Origin of the sequence: Pseudomonas sp. PDM02 (assembly GCF_014852285.1) — a bacterium.
GTDB classification, from domain to species: domain Bacteria; phylum Pseudomonadota; class Gammaproteobacteria; order Pseudomonadales; family Pseudomonadaceae; genus Aquipseudomonas; species Aquipseudomonas migulae.
In genome coordinates this window covers 52021-70565 of the sequence record NZ_JACVBL010000020.1, presented here as the reverse complement: position 1 = coordinate 70565, position 18545 = coordinate 52021, and the positions used below count along the sequence as shown (strand labels likewise).

Sequence of the window (18545 nt, the reverse complement as noted above, 5' to 3'; positions counted from 1 at the left end):
GGGAGAAACACAAGGCTAGTGCGCAGATGGGATGGTCGTTGTCAAAGTTCAGTTCTGAATGTGTCTGTTTGATCGCCATCGCCGGCAAGCCGGCTCCTACAGGTTTGTGCCAAGCCGCATTTCGGCGTACACCCCATAACCCTGTAGGAGCTGGCTTGCCAGCGATGGCGGCATAACGTTCGCCATCGAATTGCCGGTAAGCCGACTATGCGCCCAACGTCGGCGAATTCTCCAGCAACGTACGCGTATACGCCGCCTGCGGCTGATCCAGCACATCGTCAACCGCCCCCTGCTCCACCACCCTTCCCAGCTTCAGCACCAACACCCGGTCGGCAATCGCGCGAACCACGCCGAGGTCGTGGGTGACGAACAACAGGGTCAGTCCTTCGATTTGCAATTGCCGCAACAGCGCCAGGATCGAAGCCTGCACCGACACGTCCAGCGCTGAGGTAATTTCATCGCAGATCAGCAGTTTCGGCTCACACACCAGCGCCCGGGCAATGGCCACGCGCTGGCGCTCGCCGCCGGACAGGCTGTGCGGATACAGATCGGCCACCGACGCCGGCAGCGACACCCGCTTGAGCACCGCATCCACGCGCTGGCGCGCAACACTGCCCTTGATGCCGAAGAAGTGTTCCAGCGGCGCACTCAGGGTCTGGTAAACGGTCTGTCGCGGGTTCAGCGCCCGGTACGGGTTCTGAAAAATGTATTGAATCTGATGCCGTTGCCACCCGTCACGTCGGCGGGCCGACAAGCTCAGCGGCACACCCGCGTAATGCAAGTCGCCCTCGGCGTTTTCCCCGAGCCCGGCGATGGCCCGGGCCAGGCTGGTCTTGCCGGAACCGGATTCGCCCACCAGCGCCAGGCATTCCCCGGCGGCCACCCGCAGAGAAACGTCGAACAACACCTGTCGATCGTAGGCCACGTTCAAGTCTTTGATCTCCAGCAGCGGCGCCCGCTCCACCGGCACATCGACAGCCGACACCGGCGCCTGGGCAACTAGCTGCAAGGCCTGAAGATGCGGATCGAGACACGCCACTCGCTGCGCTGAAGACAGGTCGTGCAAGGCCGGCTCAGCCTGCGAGCACTCGGCGGTGCGACGCGAACACCGAGGCGCGAAAGCACAGCCGTGCGGCCGCTGCCCCGGTGCCGGGGCATGTCCCGGGATCGCCTGCAAATCGCGACGCTGCGCCACATCGGGAATCGCCGCCAGCAGGCCTCGGGTGTACGGATGAGCCGGCCGCGTGAACAACGCCTCACGGTCAGCGACTTCAACGATGCGCCCGGCGTACATGACCATCACCCGGTCGACCAGGTCCTTGATCACCGCAAGGTCGTGGGACACGTACACCGCCGCCACGCCGAGGCTTTTGCACAAGCGGCGCAAGGTCGCGAGGATGTGCGCCTGAGTGGTGACGTCCAGCGCCGTGGTCGGTTCATCGAGGACGATCAACTGCGGACGCAGGACAAACGCCAGCGCCAGCATCACCCGTTGCTGCTGCCCACCGGAGAGCTGATGGGGGAAGCGCCGCAAAAACGCCGCGTCGTCCGGCAGACCGACATCACGCAAGGTATCGACGATGCGCTGCTGTTGCGCCGCACGATCCAGTTCAATCTGATGCGCACCGAGGGTTTCGCGCAGCAGACTGCCAATGCGCAGCGCCGGATTCAGCGCCGTCGCCGGGTCCTGCGCGACGTAGCCGATCAGGCTGCCACGGGCCCGGCGCAACGCTTCGCCCTCAAGCGTCAACAACGAATGACCCGACACCTCGACCTGCCCGCCGACAATCCGCGCCCCGCGCCGGGCATGGGCGAGCAACGCGGTGGCCAGGGTCGTCTTGCCGGAGCCGGACTCGCCGACCAACCCCAGAATCTCGCCCGCCCCAAGGCTGAACGAAACCCCGGACAGCACATCAATCTGTCCCGCCAACTCGACCCGCAGATCCCGCACCTGTAACACCCCGGCAGTGCTCACCGGCGGGCGGGACTCGATCCCGGCAATCGCATTCATGGCTGTTTTTCTCCGATCCGTGAACTGCTGCGGCCGATGCCTTCAGCGAGGATATTGGTGCCATAGGCGAAAATGCCGATCAGGATCGCCGGGGCCAGCACCGCCCACGGCTGCACCAGTAAACCGGCCTGGTTTTCATTGATCATCAGCCCCCAATCAGCAGTCGGCGGAGCCACGCCGTAGCCGAGAAAACTCAGGCCCGAGAGCATGCCGACGCCCCAGGTCAGCATGTTGCCGAAATGCACCAGCAGCGGCGTGAGGATGTTCGGCAGGATCTCCCTGAACAGAATCCGCCGTCGCGAGTAGCCCATCATCTGCGCGGCCTCGACGAATTCCTGCCCCGCCACCGCCACCGCACTGCCACGGGCCAGGCGGATCACACCGGGCGTGAAAGCGATGGCCACGGTCAGCACAATCAGCCATGGCGCGCGGCCGAGCATGGAGACGATCAACAACACCAGAATCAGGTCGGGAAAGGCCAGCGACACGTCCGCCAGCCAGGTAATCAACTGGTCGAGCCGGCGCCGGGAAAATCCCGCCAGCAACCCCAGGGTGCTACCGGTCAACAGCGCAATCGAGGCCGCCGCCACCGACATCCACAACACCGAGAGGCCACCACTGAGCAAGCGTGACACCACGTCGTGCCCGAGAAAGTCATAGCCCAGTAATGCCGCGCCAACCGGTGCGCCGTACACCGAACCAAGCATTTCCGTCGGGCTGTGCGGCGCCAGCCACGGGCCAGACAACGCCAGTGTCACCACCAGCGCAGTGATCAGCGCGCCCTTGCGGGTTTGCGGTTCCGCCAGCCAGACCTGCCAGCGCGAACGTCGGGAGTCAGTCATGTTTTACCTCTCAAGGCGCCTTGGATGGGGAACGTCGCCACCACGGCTGAATGCCCCGGCGGTTACGCTGAATCATGGTCACGCGACGGGCGGTGCGCAGTTTTGGCGTAAGCAGCACGGTCAGCAGATCGGCGAGCAGGTTGATCAACACCACGCCGAGGGTGATCACCAGCACGATGGCCTGGACCATCGGCAAGTCGCGCATCTGGATCGCCGAATTCAACGAGGTGCCGATGCCGGGGTAACTGAAAATCACCTCGGCCAACAGCGCGCCGCCAATCAGCGTTCTCAGCGTCAACGCCACGCCTTGAATCGCCGGGATCAATGCGTTGGGCAGCGTGTGGCGCCAGACGATGCGCCACTCGGGAATGCCGCGCAGGCGCGCAGCGATCACGTAATCGGACTCCAGCGCCTCGATCATCGATGCCCGCACCATGCGCGTCAGGTACGGCAATGCCGACAGGCTCAGGGCCAGCACCGGCAACACCAGGAACTGCAATTGGCGCAGCAGCGACTTGTCCGGATCGAGGATCGAAACCGCCGGCAGCAGGTCCATGTGCGGCATGGAAAACAGCAGCACCAGACCGATGGCCAACAGAAACCCCGGCGTGGCTTTAAGGAAGATCAGCAGCGACAGGCTCCAGCGATCCAGCCGACTGTCACGGCGCAACGCCAGGGAAACGCCGAGCAACAACGCTGCCGGCACCACCACCGCAATGACCCCGGCGAGCAGCGCCAGGGTGTAGCCGAAACGGCCGAACAGAATGCTGCCGACCGGCGCGTTGGAGTCGAGCGACACACCGAGTTCGCCGCTCAGGGCATGCCCGAGCCAGCGCAGGTACTGTTCGAGAATCGGCCGGTCCAGACCCAACTGGCGTTGCAAGGTGAGGATGCTTTCCAGCGGCGCGTCGGGGCCGAGAATCACCCGGGCCGGGTCCGAGGGCAGCGCCTGCGTGGCGATGAACACCACCAGGCTGATGACCCACGCTGTCAACAATCCGTAAGCCAGGCGCCCGATAAACCACGACAGCCAGGCTGGCGTGCGGGGTTCTTTGCAAGAAGGCTCAGGCATGGTTCACCCACAATTCATCAAAACGCCAGGAGGCAAATGTGGTCTGTTCAGGCTGCAAACCGCCGACCCGCACCGATGCTGCGTCTAGCACATCATTGAAGCCCCAGATCAACAAGCCACCGCGTTCGTGTTGAATGCCTTGCGCTTCGTGCACCAGCACTTTGCGTTGCTCAAGGTCGGGTTGCGCCAACGCCTGGCGGTACAGCGCGCTGAAGCGTTCATCGTGGAAGTTGCTGCGGTTGTAGATGGCCTGTGGCGCATCGTTGTGCAGCGCCGACGCGAGAAAACCCCGGGCCGGTGTGGAGCCCGGCGACAGCAGCCAGTTTTCCCGTTGCGGACCGTTGAACACCGAGCCATCGACCTGGGTGACCTTGATCTCGACTCCGGCCTTTTTCGCCTGTTGCGCAAACACCAGCGCCGCGTTGACGCCCGGCCCCGGCGTGGTGGTCAGCTCCACCCGCAGGTCGGTCTGCCCGGCCTGGCGCAACAGCGAACGCGCCTGTTCCAGGTCGTAGGGACGCTGGGCAATGCTGTGGTTGTAGGTGGGGTCGTGGGGCGAATACAGGTCGTTGGCGATGCGCCCGAAACCGTTGAGGCCGCGGTCCACCAACTCGCGACGGTCGGCCAACAGGCGGAACGCCTGGCGCACCCGCTGATCCTGAAACGGTTGCTTCGCCAGATTCAGATTGAACCCGGTGAACGAGGTGCTCGGCGAGGCGTACAACCTCAGCCGTGAGTCGGCCTTGAGCAGTGCGCTGTGTTCGGCTTGCACGCCGCTGGCCACGTCAATTTGCCCGGCGCGCAGGGCGGCGGCGCGGGACACCTGGTCCTTGAACTCGATGATCTCCAGTTCATCGGCATAGGGCTGGCCGGGTTTGTAGTAATTCTCGAAGCGCTGATAAAGCGAGCGCTGGCCGGGAATGAAACTCTTGAGCTTGTAAGGGCCGGCGCCGACCGGGTTGCTGACGGGGTCGTAATCGGTGGGGACGATGCCGCCGAAGCTGATCAGGGTTTCATCCAGCGGGTAAAAGCTCTGGCCTTCCTTGAAGCGGATCTCGATGGTGCGCGCATCCAGTTTGCGCAACGCGTTGCGGTCGATCGCGCCCACCAGACCGGCGAATGGCGATGCCAGTTTCGGGTCGGTCAGGCGCAGGATCGAGAACAGCATGTCATCGGCGCCGATGCTCTTGCCGTGATGGAACTCCAGGCCCGGTTTGATGCGAATGGTCCAGGCGCTGGCGTCGGCGTTGGGCTCGGCAAACTCGGCCAGGGCCAGGCGCGTGCTGACGTCGGTGTTCCATTCCCAGAACTTGCTGTAGAGCGCCCAGCCGCGAATGATCCCGCCGCCCACCGGTTTGTGCGCGTCGAGGTTGCCCGACTGATCGCCATCGATGATGCCGACCCGCAAGCGACCGCCGCGCACCGGGGTGCTGGACAACGCGGCCGCGCCGCTGACCTGTGCCCCGCTGTCGCATCCGCTGAGCAGGCTGCTGCCAAGCAACAGGCCGCCACTGACCGCCAGGCCATTGCCGAGAAACCGGCGACGGGAAAATTCGTTCATCGCTGTCTCCTCAGACTCGCTCGGTCACTGCTACACGCCGTGGTGCCGGTGTGCTGACACCCAATTGCGGCACGTCGAAACCGTGATCCAGATCGAGTAACGGGAACAGCAGATCGGCCACCCGGTGCGCTTCATCGATCAGCGGGAAACCGGACAGAATGAATGCCGATGTGCCCTGCGCTTCGTATTCGCGAATACGCTCGGCGACCTGCTCGGCGCTGCCCACCAGGTAAGTGCCGGCTGCCGGGCCGAGGATGTTGAAGCCGAACAGGCTCGGGCCGAGCCAGACGTTCGGGTAGATCTCCAGGTCCCGGGCCTTGGGCAAACGGCCGGCGCGAATGGCCTCGACGTTGCGCTGGACCTGCGGATCGTCGCTGTGGAAGGTTTCCAGGGTTTCACCGGGCGGCAATTGACGTTCGATGGCCGTGCGCGCGGTTTGCAACGAGGTACGTTGCAAGAGTTTTTCAGCGTGGGCCCAGGCCTCTTCCTCGGTTTCGCGAACGATGATTTGCAGGCGCGTGCCGAAGGTCAGCTCACGGCCGATTTTCGCGGCTTCTGCTGCGACCTTGCGGAATTTCTCACCGAGTTTCGGCGGGGTGTTGGCGAAGCTCAGGTACACGTCGAGCAGTTGCACCGAGTGCGCGACACCCGGCCCCGACGTGCCCGCGCCCCACAGTGGGATGCCAGGCTTTTGCTTCGGCGGATGCCAGCCACCCAACGGATGACTCGCGGCAGCCGGTGAACGGGGGGCGAGTTTGACGTACTGGCCGTCGAACCCCGAGGTGTCCCCGGCGTAGAAGCTCTGGAACGCACGCCAGTATTCGAGGCTGAAGTCATAACGTTCGTCGTGGGGGTAATGCACGCCGAGGGTGGCCAGGCCGGCGTCATTGCCGTTGACCACGTTGAACAGCAGGCGGCCGTTGGAGAATTGATCGAAGGTCAGCGCCCACTTGGCCAACACGGCTGGCGACAGTTCACCGGGGTGTTGCGCGACCAGGAAGCGCAGGCGTTTCGTGGCGTCGATCAGCGCGGCCGAGACAGCGAGGCTTTCGTTGGGGCTGGAACCCAGCAGCGAACCGTAGTAACCGAGACGGTCGCTGGCCACGGCGAGTTGTTTCAGATGTTCGAAATCGGTTGTCCAGCGGCCTTCGGGTTCCCACGGATAAGGTCCGTCGGGGGTGGTGAGGTACCAGAGAATTTTTACAGCCATGGGTGTGTTCCTTGTAGGGGCAATGCACCTCTGTAGGAGCCGGCTTGCTGGCGATGAGGCCCTTGAGCTTTGCGCCGATGTTTCGGGCGCCATCGCCGGCAAGCCGGCTCCTACAGGGGTTCTGTGTTTTGTCCAGGCCAATCGGTGTACGCCGAACTTTGTAGGAGCCGGCTTGCTGGCGATGGGGCCCTTGAACCTTGCGTCGATCTTTCGGGCGCTATCGCCAGCAAGCCGGCTCCTACAGGGGGTCTGTGTTTTGTCCAGGTCAAGCGGTGTACGCCAACCTTTGTAGGAGCCGGCTTGCTGGCGATGAGGCCCTTGAACCTTGCGTCGATCTTTCGGGCCCTATCGCCAGCAAGCCGGCTCCTACAGTGGATGCGGTGGCTGGGGAATCTCCGGGTTAGCTACGACGGTCGATGGCTGGCACCAGGCCCAGCTCGGTGGCTTTGTCGTACAGGCCGCTCATTTTCCATTGCTGGGTCAACACGCCAGGGCCATAGGCGCGGGAGCCGCCGAGGGCGTCGGCGAGCAATTGCAGTTGCGCGCCCTCCTCCAGCAACAGGATGAATTCGGCGGTGGCGCGCAGGCCCTGTTTGCCCCACACGGTGGAGCCGCCGTTGGCTTCGAGAATCGCCAGGTTGAAGGGGTTTTCGGCAATCTTGTCGAGGATGAAATCGACTTCCGGCTGACGGCGGTCGATGTACACCGGCAACTCCCGGGCGAGCTGATAACGCTGCACCGGCACGTAGTGGAACGGCAGCGTGCGGTGGGTTTGCGCCCAGGCGCCGAGGTATGGCGAGTGCACATGGGACACGGTGGTCACATCGGCATGTTGCTGGAACAGTTTGGTGTAACGCCCCAACCCACCCTTGCCTTTGCCGAAGATCACCTTGCCTTCGAAGTCGGTGACCGTGGCTTGCAGCGGCTTGCGGTAATTCCACGGGCCGCCGTAGTTCACCGACACCAGCAGTTCCTGGCCCGGTACGCGCTCGATGAAACCAACGGTGCCGTTGGCGGTAATGGTGTTGGTTTCACGGAACACGGTGAAGGCTTCTTCAGCCTCGACCAGCACCTTGTCGATGAAGTTCTTCAGTTCTTCGCTGATCAGTTGTTCGTTGATGAGTACGGTCATGGCAATTCTCCAGAGTCAGGCGCGGCGCTTGGCCAACAGTTCATGGGCGGCTTGCAACGGGCGCGGATCGACCCAGTCGGCGATGGAAAAATCGCGTTCGAGGAAGCCGTGCAGGTAAAGGAAATCTTTCTGGGTATCGAGAAACTCCAGACGCTGTGCCGACAGGTCCGGCGCCAGCGTGGTGTGGAATTCACCGCGATAGGCTTCGGCGACACCGGCACTGCCGGCGCGGGTTTCTTCTTCGAGAATCGCGTTTAGTGCCTCGCGATTGTTCGCCGCCCAATCGGCGGCGCTGAGGGTTTGCGCGAGAAAGCGCACGACCAGGTCGAAATGGTTGTCCAGCAGGCTCTGGTGGACCGTGATCGGGCGCGGCGTGCCATTGTTGATGCGATAACGCGGCTCGGCGATCAGGTCGAGGTCAATGCCCACCACCAGCCCGAGACGCCGCGCGGCATCGGCGGCGGACGCGCCTTTGACGTACACCGCGTCGACTTCACCGCGCACCAGGTAATCGAGGCCCGACCAAAGGCGTTGCAAGCCCTCTTGAGGATTCGCCGCCTGCTCCTGGTTTTGCAGCGCCACTTCCACCAGTTCGACGTCATCAAAGCCCAGCCCCGCCAGGCTCAACGCGCCTTTGTAGCCGTGCAGGCTCATGGCCCGAGCGATGCTGCCGGGGCGGGTTTCACCCCAGGCCGGCAGCGCCAGACGCTTGCCTTTGAGGTCTTGCGGACGACGAATGCCGGAGTCCGGGCGAACCAGGATGGTTTGCCACTCTTCGATCCAGGTCAGGCCGATCAGGCGACTCGGCGCACCAGCGGCGCGTGCCGCCAGGGCCGGTACGTTGCCGCCTTCACGAAACAGGCCCGGCAACTCGTGATCGTAGTGGTGATGCCCCAGTTGCCGGGCCTCCTGCAAGGTCGACACCGGCAGACCGTCAGCGGCGAATTCTTCGCTGAGCCAGCCGAGTTTATAGGCGATGCCGGAAGCGGTCGGCACCGGGCAACGGGTGAACCAGATCTGCTCCAGTTCAGCCGGGGCAGCGGGTCGGGATTGTTTGGCAGCAAGCGTCATGGGCAGCTCCGTGGTTGGGCAAGTGTCTGTTGCCAGAGCTATTGCAGCGCCCGTGCCAAGAGCTGAAACGCCCGGTTTACGGGGCTTTGCGCCTGACACCGAGCAAACAACCGACGCTGGTTGCTGGCCTGCCAGCAGCATTGCGCGGTGACTGCTGCTGGCCGAGCAGTCGCCTCCCCGGCATTGCTTCCCCAGCAACACCACCCCGCCCAACCCCTTGTCGGGCGGGCGTTCCAGCCCTTGGCGCAGAACTTGCTCAAGGCCCTTCAACGCCCGTGAAACACCGATCCCTTTGTAGGAGCCGGCTTGCTGCGGGCGGCGTTCCGACGATGGCGGTGCATCAGGCGACATCCATGTTGTTTGATCCGCCGCCATCGTCGGAACGCCGCCCGCAGCAAACCGGCTCCTACAAGGGTTCACGGCCATCATCAGATCAATGATCAGAGGTACAGCAATGAGCAAGGTCGAACACAACCCCGCCGGACAACTGATACAAGAACAGGCGCCGATCCGCCTGCTGGACAGCGAGGCACAAGCCATCGCCGTGGCCAGGGACATCGCCTGGGAGATTGCCGAGATCGCCGCCGACGCCAGTCAAAACGGCCAACTGCCGCGGCGTCAGGCGCAGCTGTTGTCGGAGAGCGGCTTGACCGCCATTGGCGTGCCCAAGGCGTTTGGCGGCCTCGGCGCTTCGGTGGAAACCATCGTCGAAACCGTGCGCCTCATCTCGGTGGCCGACGGCGGCGTCGGTCAGTTGCTGCAAATCCACAACGTCATGCTGCGAGGGATTTTTACCGGGTACTCCGACGAGATTCGCGACCGACTGGTTCGCGATGTATTGGCCGGCAAGCGTTTCGGCAATGCCCTGGCGGAAGTCGGCGGCAAGAACAAATTCGCCCTCAAGACCCGCGTCGAACGCCGCGCCGACGGCAAGTTGATCCTCAATGGCAGCAAGTTCTACTCCACCGGTTCCTACCTGGCCGAGTGGATTTCCCTGACCGCCGCCAGTGATGACGGCGGTGCCGGGGTGCTGCTCAATCGCAACACACCGGGCCTGACGCTGGTGGATGACTGGGAAGCGTTCGGCCAGAAAAACTCGGTCAGCGGCACAGTGATTTTCGACAACATCGAACTCGACGAAGGTTTCGTCTCCCAGCGCAAAGGGCCGATGAAACGCACCGGGTTGACCTTCCCGCAGATTCTCCACGCGGCCATCGATACCGGCATTGCCGAAGGTGCGCTGTCGGCTGCGGTGGACTACCTGAATCACAATGCGCGGCCGTGGGTGGAAAGCGGCGTCGATCACGCCAATCAGGAGCCGCACATCATCAAGCAGATCGGCGAATACGCCGTGGCCCTGCGCGGCGCGCAATCGCTGCTGCGCGACGCGGCGCGGGTGTTCGATCAGCACGAACTGGACCCGGACAACAAGGAACTGCAGGACGAGCTGATTCTGTCTGTGGCCACCGCCCGCGCCCACTCCGACGCGGCGTCGCTGAAAATCTCCAGCGACATTTTCTCCCTGCTTGGCGCCAGTTCCTCGCTGAGCAAATGGAACCTCGACCGCTTCTGGCGCAACGCAAGGGTCCACACCACCCACGACCCGATTCGCTGGCGCCTGCACCATGTCGGCAACTACTACCTCAACGGCGTCGACCCCGGCGAATACACCGCGATCCTCAACGCCAAGGAAAAACAGGGCGCGACCAGCCCCGGACGGTGATCCCCCAGACACCGCCTCCCCTTGTAGGAGTGAGGCTTGCTGCGGGCGGCGTTCCGACGATGGCGTCCTCGAAATCGATGCACATCCAAAGGCCCCATCGCCAGCAAGCCGGCTCCTACAGGGGCGGCGTTCCACCTGAACAAATGCGAAACCCTGTAGGAGCGAGGCTTGCCCGCGAAGGCGCCCTAAAGCCCTATGCAAAATCCAAAGGCCCCATCGCCAGCAAGCCGGCTCCTACAGGTTCGGCGTTCAACCTGAACAAATGCAAAACCCTGTAGGAGCGAGGCTTGCCCGCGAAGGCGCCCTAAAGCCCCATGCAAAATCCAAAGGCCCCATCGCCGGCAAGCCGGCTCCTACAGGGTCGAGATCGTGTCCGCACACCACACAGAGCTTTTTCATGATCGAAAAACATCCTCTCTTGCGCAGCCTGGCGATTTACCGGGAGATGCCCTGGCGCTTCGCCCTGGTGGCGGCGTTGTACATCGCGGTGAACCTCGGGCTGGTCTGGCAGCAATGGCTGATCGGCCACGCCGTCAACGACGTCAGCGCCGGCCGCGCGGTTGTCCGGCAAGCCGATGGCAGTCTCGACGCCAGCCTCGGCTGGTACTGGTTGTGGCTGATGCTCGCCGTGGCGTTTGGCCGTGGCGTGTTGCAATACGCCGCCAGCGTGCTGTCGCTGGTGCTCAGCCAGGAGCTGCTGACGCGCCTGCGCGAGCGCATCCTGCAGCAGGTGCAAACCCTGCACCTGGGTTACCACTGGCAGCACGGCATGGGCGAAATGATCACCCGCACCACCCGCGATGCCGACAAGGTGCGCGATGCGCTGATCAGCTTCTGGCGCCAGGTGGTGGAAACCCCGCTGGTGGTGCTGGCCACCGTCGGCCTGTTGAGCTGGTACAACCCGCTGCTGGGGTTGGTGCCGCTGCTGCTGACGGTGTTCGGCCTGTGGATTTTCGTGCGTCAGACCGAGCGTCTGGTCAGCCTCGACCGCACCGTCGGCGAGGCCTACGACCGGGTCAATCAGGACCTCAGCGAAGGCATCGGCGGCGTGCGGGTGATCAAATCGTTTGGTCTGGAACACAGCCGCATCCAGCGTTTCGCCTGGCAGGTGGCGGTGTTCGCCGAGCACGCCCGCCAGGCCCTCGCCTATTCCAGTTCGCGGATTCCGTTGCCCCAGGCCGTCGTCGCGCTGGGGCATGTGTGGATTCTGGTGTACGGCGCGCACCTGGTGGCCACCGCGCAATTGGGTATCGGTGAACTGGTGACCTCGCTGCTGATCGCCACCACCCTGGTGTTCCGCATCGAAGGCATTGGCCGGGTGATGCAGACCTTCGCCGACGCACGCTCCAGCGCCGAACGGATCTGGCAACTGCTGGACGAGCCTGCAGCGATCCGCAGCGGCAACGCGACCCTGCCCGACACGCCGCTGGGGCTGAAACTGGAACACGTCAACGTCAGCGCACCGGGTGGCGGCCTGGACATTCTTCATGACTGCTCGCTGACCGTGCAGCCCGGCGAAATCGTCGCGCTCGTCGGCGCCACCGGCACTGGCAAAAGCCTGTTGGCAAGCCTGTTGCCACGCCTCAGCGACATCAATTCCGGGCGTCTGCTGATCGGTTCGGACAGCGCCGGCTGGCAAGACATTCGCCAGTTGAACCTCGACGAATTGCGACGCCGGGTGCACGTGGTGCCGCAGGAAAGCTTCCTGTTTTCCGACACCCTGGCGGCCAACCTGCGCCTGACCGCACCCGACGCCAGCGATCAACAACTGCGTCACGGTTTGCGCCTGGCCGCCGCCGAAGACGTGCTGGAACGCCTGCCGCACGGCCTGGCCACGCCGCTGGGGGATCGCGGCGTGACCTTGTCCGGCGGCCAGCGCCAGCGTCTGAGCCTGGCCCGCGCACTGCTTGGCGAGCCGGACATTCTGTGCCTGGACGACGCCACAAGCGCGCTGGATGCGATCAGTGAACGCCAGGTGCTGAACAACATTCGCCAGTTGCGCCGCGATCAGGGCCGGGCCACCACGTTGCTGGTGATCTCCAGCAAGCTCTCGACCATCCTCCTCGCGGACCGTGTGCTGATGCTGCAGGACGGCAAAATCACCGCCAACGGCACCCACGAAGCATTACTCAAAACCCATCCGGACTACCGCGACCTGCTAGGGATCGACCATGGCTAACCCAATCGCCGGCAAGGCCTTGAGCGATATCGAAATCGAAGAAATGCTGGCCCGCAAGGCCCTCGACCGCAGCATGTTCAGCCGGCTGTTGCCGCTGCTGAAACCGATTCGCCGGCACATTGTCGGCGTCATCGGCATTGAACTGCTGCTGGTGTTCACGGTGTTTCTGCGGCCGTGGTTTGTCCGTGAGTTGCTCGACCGTGGGCTGATTCAACAGAACGATCACTGGCTGCTCGACGAACGCCTGGTGCTGTGGCTCGGCCTCGGATTGGCGGCCAGTTGGCTCGGGCGTTTCCTGCTCGCCGGTGTCTCGCAGTTTGTCGCAGGCAGCGCGGCGATCCGTGTGCTCAATGACTTGCGGGTGCGCGTATTTGCCCATGTCCAGAGCTTGAGTGTCAGCTACTTCGACCGGACCAAGGCCGGGCGGATCATTTCTCGCGCCGACCGCGATGTCGACGCCCTCGAACCGCTGCTGATTCAGGGCCCGCCCGAACTGCTGGGCGCGCTGCTGCGCTGTGGCCTGGCTTCGGTGATGCTGTGGCGGATCGACCCGCGATTCTTTCTCAGCCTCGCCGCCACGGTGCCGTTGCTGGTGTTGGCGACCTGGAGTTTCAAACGCATTTCCCAGCACAACTGGGCCAAAGTCGCGGAAAACCGCAGCCGTTTCACCGCGCATCTGGTGGAGAGCGTCAGCGGCGCGCGCATGTTGCAACAATGCGCTCAGCAAGCGCCCAACCTGCGGCGCTATCGCGGCTTGCTGGATGATTTCAATCAGGCGCTGATTCGCGGCAGCCTGCGATCCAGCTGGTTTGCGCCGTTCACCGCGTTGCTCAGCTCCGCCGGCATGGCGGTGTTGTTGCTGGTGGGCGCTTATGGTCTGGCGCAGGCGGATGTCACCGTGGGCCAGGTCGCGGAAAGCCTGTTTTATGTGTTCCTGTTTCTTGGGCCGTTGCAGGAACTGTCGGACCTGTTCGAGCGTTACGCCACCGGATCGGCCTCGGCGCAGCGGATCTTTTTGCTGCTCGACACGCGCCCGGAGATCAGCGACAGCACCACCCCGCAACGCCTGGGCAAGGCCCGCGGCGAAGTCAGTTTTGAACGGGTGCGGTTTGCCTACGATGCCAGCGGCGCTTCACCGGTGATCAATGACCTCGACCTGCAGATTCCGGCCGGCGAAGTGCTGGCGATCGTCGGCCCGTCGGGCCATGGCAAGAGCACGCTGGTGCAGTTGCTGACGCGTTTTTACGAGGTGCAGTCGGGGGCGGTGAAGCTCGATGGCGTTGATATCCGCGACCTCACCCAGCATGAACTGCGGCGCAACGTCGGCGTGGTGCTGCAGGACAATGTGCTGTTCAGCGGCAGCATCCTCGACAACCTGCGCCTCGCCGCGCCCCAGGCGGACGATGCCCGGCTGATTGCTGCTGCCCGGGAGCTGGGAGCGGATGAAGTGCTGGAACGCCTGCCGCATCAGTACCAGACCGAAGTCGGGCCGCTGGGCGGGCACTTGAGCCACGGCCAGCGGCAACTGGTGTGCCTGGTGCGCGCCTACCTCGCGGACCCGGCAGTGCTGGTGCTGGACGAAGCGACTTCGGCGGTCGACATCCACACCGAGCGACGCATTCAGCGCGCGTTCCGCCGACTGTGCGAGGGCCGCACCGCGATCATCATCGCCCACCGCCTGGCAACCATACGCGACGCCGACCGAATTGCAGTGATCCGTCATGGCCGCCTGGTCGAACAAGGGCCGCACAGCCAATTGATCGACCAGGGTGGCGCCTATGCGGCGTTGTACCAGACCTATCTGCGCAGCGCCGAAGCGGGTGCGTCGATCGACGATATCGTCGCCACAGCGCCGGCGTGACGAAAACCGCAATCGCTTGTAGGAGCCGGCTTGCTGGCGATGCGGATTGCGCGGTGTGTCAGGCAGGCCGCCATCGCTGGCAAGCCAGCTCCCACAGGGGATTGGCGTCGTACACGAAACCTGTGGGAGCCGGCTTGCCGGCGATAGCGATCTACAAATCACCACAAAACCCTCTGCTGCACCCCGAACAACCATTGCTGACAGACTGCTGCTACAGCAGCACCTCCCACCGCCGACACCGTTTCTCCCCCCGTCATCCCCCCGCCCCTGCGGCCCCAAACCCACCCCGCCGACCATGGCATGTCCGTTGCAACCACCCCTGCCAAGGCGTCCTCGCACCTGCGCGACGCAACGCGTACTTGAATCAGGAGCATCCCATGAGCACTGAATTTTTCTGGCGTCTGCCGCTGGGCACCGATGGTCCGCAACTGACCACCGACAAACACAATCGTGGCAATCCGGACTATCGACCGGGCAACATCGCACCGGGGCGTTTGCCCAACGGCGAACCGGATGACTTCACTTACATCGACTACATCGCCCAGGTCGCGAAAGCGGCGGAACTGGCCGGGTTCGAAGGCGCCCTGCTGCCCACCGGCCCGGAGCCGTGGATTGCCGCAGCGGCCCTGGCCCGGGAAACCCGCCGGATCAAATTCCTGATCGCCTTCCAGGCCACCTGGACCTTGCCGGCCTATGCCGCGCAACAAGCGGCCATCCTGCAAAACCTCAGTCGCGGCCGCCTGGAGTGGAACATCATCACCGGCGGCAACCCGGCCAGTCAGCGGGCCAACGGTGACTTCCTCGAACACGACCTGCGCTACAAGCGCACCGGCGAATTCCTCGACATCATCCAGGGTCTTTGGCAGAACGAACGTTTCTCCTACGACGGCGATATCTACCAACTGGAGAACGGCGCCCTGCCCCATGGTTTGCAAAACGAACGCAAACCCGGCGTGTATTTCTCCGGTTTTTCCGATGCCGCGCTGGATGTCGCCGCCAAACATGCCGACGTTTACCTGAACTGGGCCGAGCCGATCGACAAGCTCAAGCCGCACATCGAGCGCGTCCGCGAACTGGCGGACAAACAAGGCCGCAGCGTGCGCTTCGGTCTGCGCGTCGACCTCTTCGCCCGCGAAACCGAAGAGCAGGCCTGGAAAGATCTGCGCCGCCAGTTCGACAAGCTCGACGGCAAGAGCAGCGTAGTCGCCAAAGGCTTTACCAGCGGTTCCGATTCAGTCGGTGGCGCACGGCAAACGGCTTACCACCAGAACATCGATCGCTTTGATGACCTGATCATTGGCCCGAACCTGTGGGCCGGTTTCGCCAAGGCCAAACCCGGGCCGACCGTGGGCCTGGTAGGCAGTCACCAGAACATCGCCGAACGCCTGTCGGAATACCGCGACGCCGGTTTCTCGACCTTCATCCTCGCCGGCAATCCGCACCTGGAAGAAGCCCTGCGCATCGGTCAGGAAGTGCTGCCGCTGGTGCACCAGCGCCCTGTTGCCCAACCGCAAACTCACTTGAAGGCCAGCGCCTGAGCGCGGCGGGAGAATCATTGATGACGCAAGCCCTCGACACCCTCTGGTACACCCGCTGCCCGGTCCCGACCGGGCTCGGCATCGCCGTGCAAAAAGGCTGGCTGCAAGACACCGTCGGCGCGCTCGGCACCGAGGTTCAATCGCTGCGCGAGTCCACTGACAAAGCGGTTCGCGAATCGCACTTCGATCACACCTTGCGTAACTCGGTACGCCACGGCGGCAACATCCCGGCGATCTGGGCCCGTGCGCAGGGCCGGGAAACCCGGGTCATCGGCCTGTCCTGGGCTGATGAAGTGCAACTGATCCTGACCCGCGCCGACAGCGGCATCAAAACCGTCAAGGACCTCAAGGGCCGTCGTTTCGGCCTGCCGGACTGGGCCGGCGCGCAGATCGACTTCACCCGCGCCCAGGCTCTGCGCGGCCTGGAAAACGCCCTGAAACTCGAAGGCCTGCAAGTCGGCGACGTGCAATTGGTGAACTTCCATTATGACGGCACGTTCAGCGACCCGCAGGTGCAGACCGTCAACGGCACGCCGGTCAGCGCGCAGCGGGTCGAGGGGCGCAACCTGGAACTGGTGGGCCTGCTGCGCGGTGAGGTCGATGCGATTTTCCTCAAGGGCGCGAGTGCCGCCCGGCAGGCCCACGAGTTTGGCCTGCACACGGTGATCGACACTGGCTCGCATCCGGAACCGCTGATTCGCAGCAACAACGGCACCCCGCGCACACTGGCCGTGGACCTGAACCTGCTGGACCAGCATTTTGATGTGGCCACCGGCATTCTTGATTCCGTGCTGCGCGCCGAACAATGGGCGCACACCCATCCGGAAGAAACCCGTCGCTACCTGGCTCGGGAAACCAACAGCAGCGAGTACTGGGTCAGCGCCGCGTATGGCGACGACGCGCACCTGCGCCTGCGCACCGAACTCGACGAACAGGCCATCGCCGCGTTGCAGGATTTCACCCACTTCCTGCATCGCTGGCGCTTCATCCCGAAAAGCTTCGACGTGCGCGACTGGATCGATCCACGGCCACTGCAAGCACTGCTGGCAACACCCACCGCACTGGCTGGCTAACCCGCCGGATTTCATGGATTGGAACTGAAGACCCTTATGAGCAAACCACTCGATACCCTTTGGTACACCCACAGCCCGGTGCCCACCGGGCTTGGCATCGCCGTGCAGTCCGGGCGACTGGCGGAAGCCTTTCTGCCGTTCGGCACCAATATCCAGTCCTTGCGCGAGTCCAGTGAACGGGAAGTTCGCGAAGCTCATTACGACCATCACCTGAAAAATTCGGTGCGTCACGGCGGCAATATTCCAGCGATCTGGGCCTACGCCAGCGGCGTGCAAACCCGCGTATTGGGGTTGTCCTGGAGCGACGAGGTGCAGTTGATCCTGACCACTGCGGAAAGCGGCGTGAAGAGCATTCGCGACCTGAAGAACCGCCGCTTCGGCCTGCCGAAATGGGCCAACGTGCAGATCGATTTCACCCGCGCCCAGGCCCTGCGCGGACTGGAAAACGCCCTCAAGCTTGAAGGCCTGGAGGTGTCCGATGTCGAGCTGGTGGATTACCCCTACGGCGGTACTTACAGCGACGATCAAAAACAGCATGTCTTTGGCTCGGAAGTCAGCCTCGGTGTCACGCGCTTCAGCAAGCGCAATAACGAACTGATCGGACTGCTGCGCGGCGACATCGACGCGATTTTCCTCAAGGGTGCGCACGCCGTGCACCTGGCGAACGAGTTCGGCTTGCAGGTGGTGGTCGATACCGGCTCGCACCCTGACCCGTTGATCCGCTCGAACAACGGCACGCCACGGACCCTGACCGTGGACACGCACCTGCTGCACGAGCATTTCGATGCCAGCGTGAAAATCGTCGACACCGTGCTGCGCACCGAGCAATGGGCGTGGGCCAATCCGGAAGAAACCCGTCGCTTTTTGGCGCGGGAACTCAATACCAGCGAGTACTGGGTGGCCGCTGCGTACGGTGAAGATGCGCATCGGCGTTTGCGCACAACCCTGGATGCGCGCTCGATTGAAGCGTTGCAGGATTTCACCGATTTCCTGCATCGCTGGGATTTCATTCCACGCCGGTTCGATGTGCGTGAGTGGATTGATTTCAGCGTGCTGGAAAAGGTGATTGGTTCGACGTCACGATTGGCGGTTTGAGGTTTTTTTCGTTTGTGAGGGCCCCTTCGCGGGCAAGCCTCGCTCCTACAGGCGATGTGTGTCGACCACAATAAATTTGAACGACACACAACCCCTGTAGGAGCGAGGCTTGCCCGCGAAGCCGTCCCCAAGCCACACACACTGCTCGCCTGGCAACACACCCTCGCCCCACTCCTG

13 protein-coding genes are annotated in these 18545 nt (G+C 63.5%); 6 read left to right on the top strand and 7 right to left on the bottom strand.

Going from position 1 to position 18545, the window contains the following annotated elements:
- Positions 1-205: 205 nt before the first annotated feature.
- The 7 genes from IB245_RS27440 to IB245_RS27410 all read right to left on the bottom strand — a co-directional run bounded on the left by IB245_RS27440 (position 206) and on the right by IB245_RS27410 (position 8899).
- On the bottom strand, positions 206-2011 hold the full coding sequence (locus IB245_RS27440) for a dipeptide ABC transporter ATP-binding protein (RefSeq protein WP_192229265.1): 1806 nt from the start codon (positions 2009-2011) through the stop codon (positions 206-208).
- Positions 2008-2853 (bottom strand): ABC transporter permease, encoded by an 846-nt coding sequence (locus IB245_RS27435; protein WP_192229264.1) that lies wholly within the window; start codon positions 2851-2853, stop codon positions 2008-2010. The genes IB245_RS27440 and IB245_RS27435 overlap by 4 nt, the downstream gene beginning before the upstream one ends.
- Positions 2854-2863: 10 nt before the next feature.
- Entirely contained in the window at positions 2864-3925 is a 1062-nt protein-coding gene (locus tag IB245_RS27430; protein WP_008029155.1) for an ABC transporter permease, read from the bottom strand.
- Positions 3918-5486 (bottom strand): ABC transporter substrate-binding protein, encoded by a 1569-nt coding sequence (locus IB245_RS27425; RefSeq protein ID WP_192229263.1) that lies wholly within the window; start codon positions 5484-5486, stop codon positions 3918-3920. The genes IB245_RS27430 and IB245_RS27425 overlap by 8 nt, the downstream gene beginning before the upstream one ends.
- A 10-nt stretch (positions 5487-5496) precedes the next feature.
- Entirely contained in the window at positions 5497-6696 is a 1200-nt protein-coding gene (locus IB245_RS27420) for an LLM class flavin-dependent oxidoreductase (RefSeq protein WP_192229262.1), read from the bottom strand.
- Positions 6697-7096: 400 nt separating this feature from the next.
- A complete protein-coding gene (locus IB245_RS27415) occupies positions 7097-7828 on the bottom strand; it encodes a class II aldolase/adducin family protein (RefSeq protein ID WP_192229261.1) in 732 nt (243 codons plus the stop codon).
- A 15-nt stretch (positions 7829-7843) separates the two neighbouring features.
- A complete protein-coding gene (locus IB245_RS27410) occupies positions 7844-8899 on the bottom strand; it encodes an ABC transporter substrate-binding protein (protein WP_192229260.1) in 1056 nt (351 codons plus the stop codon).
- Between the two features lie 454 nt (positions 8900-9353).
- On the opposite strand from IB245_RS27410, the gene IB245_RS27405 reads away from it, so the two are divergent.
- The 6 genes from IB245_RS27405 to IB245_RS27380 all read left to right on the top strand — a co-directional run bounded on the left by IB245_RS27405 (position 9354) and on the right by IB245_RS27380 (position 18368).
- Entirely contained in the window at positions 9354-10622 is a 1269-nt protein-coding gene (locus IB245_RS27405) for an acyl-CoA dehydrogenase family protein (protein WP_192229259.1), read from the top strand.
- 397 nt (positions 10623-11019) lie between these two features.
- Positions 11020-12801 (top strand): ABC transporter ATP-binding protein, encoded by a 1782-nt coding sequence (locus IB245_RS27400; protein ID WP_192229258.1) that lies wholly within the window; start codon positions 11020-11022, stop codon positions 12799-12801.
- Positions 12794-14662: an ABC transporter ATP-binding protein gene (locus IB245_RS27395; RefSeq protein ID WP_192229257.1), complete on the top strand. Its 1869-nt coding sequence runs from the start codon at positions 12794-12796 to the stop codon at positions 14660-14662. The genes IB245_RS27400 and IB245_RS27395 overlap by 8 nt, the downstream gene beginning before the upstream one ends.
- 377 nt (positions 14663-15039) lie before the next feature.
- Positions 15040-16200 (top strand): LLM class flavin-dependent oxidoreductase, encoded by a 1161-nt coding sequence (locus tag IB245_RS27390; RefSeq protein ID WP_192229256.1) that lies wholly within the window; start codon positions 15040-15042, stop codon positions 16198-16200.
- Between the two features lie 20 nt (positions 16201-16220).
- Positions 16221-17273, top strand: coding sequence for an ABC transporter substrate-binding protein (locus IB245_RS27385; RefSeq protein ID WP_192229255.1), 1053 nt, complete (start codon positions 16221-16223; stop codon positions 17271-17273).
- Between the two features lie 36 nt (positions 17274-17309).
- On the top strand, positions 17310-18368 hold the full coding sequence (locus IB245_RS27380; RefSeq protein ID WP_008029136.1) for an ABC transporter substrate-binding protein: 1059 nt from the start codon (positions 17310-17312) through the stop codon (positions 18366-18368).
- The last annotated feature ends 177 nt before the right edge of the window (positions 18369-18545 follow it).

What these genes read in the sequence shown, in the direction of transcription:
- IB245_RS27440 (WP_192229265.1), bottom strand. Translation starts at nt 2,011, where the DNA reads ATGAATGCGATTGCCGGGATCGAGTCCCGCCCGCCGGTGAGCACTGCC.
- IB245_RS27435 (WP_192229264.1), bottom strand. Translation starts at nt 2,853, where the DNA reads ATGACTGACTCCCGACGTTCGCGCTGGCAGGTCTGGCTGGCGGAACCG.
- IB245_RS27430 (WP_008029155.1), bottom strand. Translation starts at nt 3,925, where the DNA reads ATGCCTGAGCCTTCTTGCAAAGAACCCCGCACGCCAGCCTGGCTGTCG.
- IB245_RS27425 (WP_192229263.1), bottom strand. Translation starts at nt 5,486, where the DNA reads ATGAACGAATTTTCCCGTCGCCGGTTTCTCGGCAATGGCCTGGCGGTC.
- IB245_RS27420 (WP_192229262.1), bottom strand. Translation starts at nt 6,696, where the DNA reads ATGGCTGTAAAAATTCTCTGGTACCTCACCACCCCCGACGGACCTTAT.
- IB245_RS27415 (WP_192229261.1), bottom strand. Translation starts at nt 7,828, where the DNA reads ATGACCGTACTCATCAACGAACAACTGATCAGCGAAGAACTGAAGAAC.
- IB245_RS27410 (WP_192229260.1), bottom strand. Translation starts at nt 8,899, where the DNA reads ATGACGCTTGCTGCCAAACAATCCCGACCCGCTGCCCCGGCTGAACTG.
- IB245_RS27405 (WP_192229259.1), top strand. Translation starts at nt 9,354, where the DNA reads ATGAGCAAGGTCGAACACAACCCCGCCGGACAACTGATACAAGAACAG.
- IB245_RS27400 (WP_192229258.1), top strand. Translation starts at nt 11,020, where the DNA reads ATGATCGAAAAACATCCTCTCTTGCGCAGCCTGGCGATTTACCGGGAG.
- IB245_RS27395 (WP_192229257.1), top strand. Translation starts at nt 12,794, where the DNA reads ATGGCTAACCCAATCGCCGGCAAGGCCTTGAGCGATATCGAAATCGAA.
- IB245_RS27390 (WP_192229256.1), top strand. Translation starts at nt 15,040, where the DNA reads ATGAGCACTGAATTTTTCTGGCGTCTGCCGCTGGGCACCGATGGTCCG.
- IB245_RS27385 (WP_192229255.1), top strand. Translation starts at nt 16,221, where the DNA reads ATGACGCAAGCCCTCGACACCCTCTGGTACACCCGCTGCCCGGTCCCG.
- IB245_RS27380 (WP_008029136.1), top strand. Translation starts at nt 17,310, where the DNA reads ATGAGCAAACCACTCGATACCCTTTGGTACACCCACAGCCCGGTGCCC.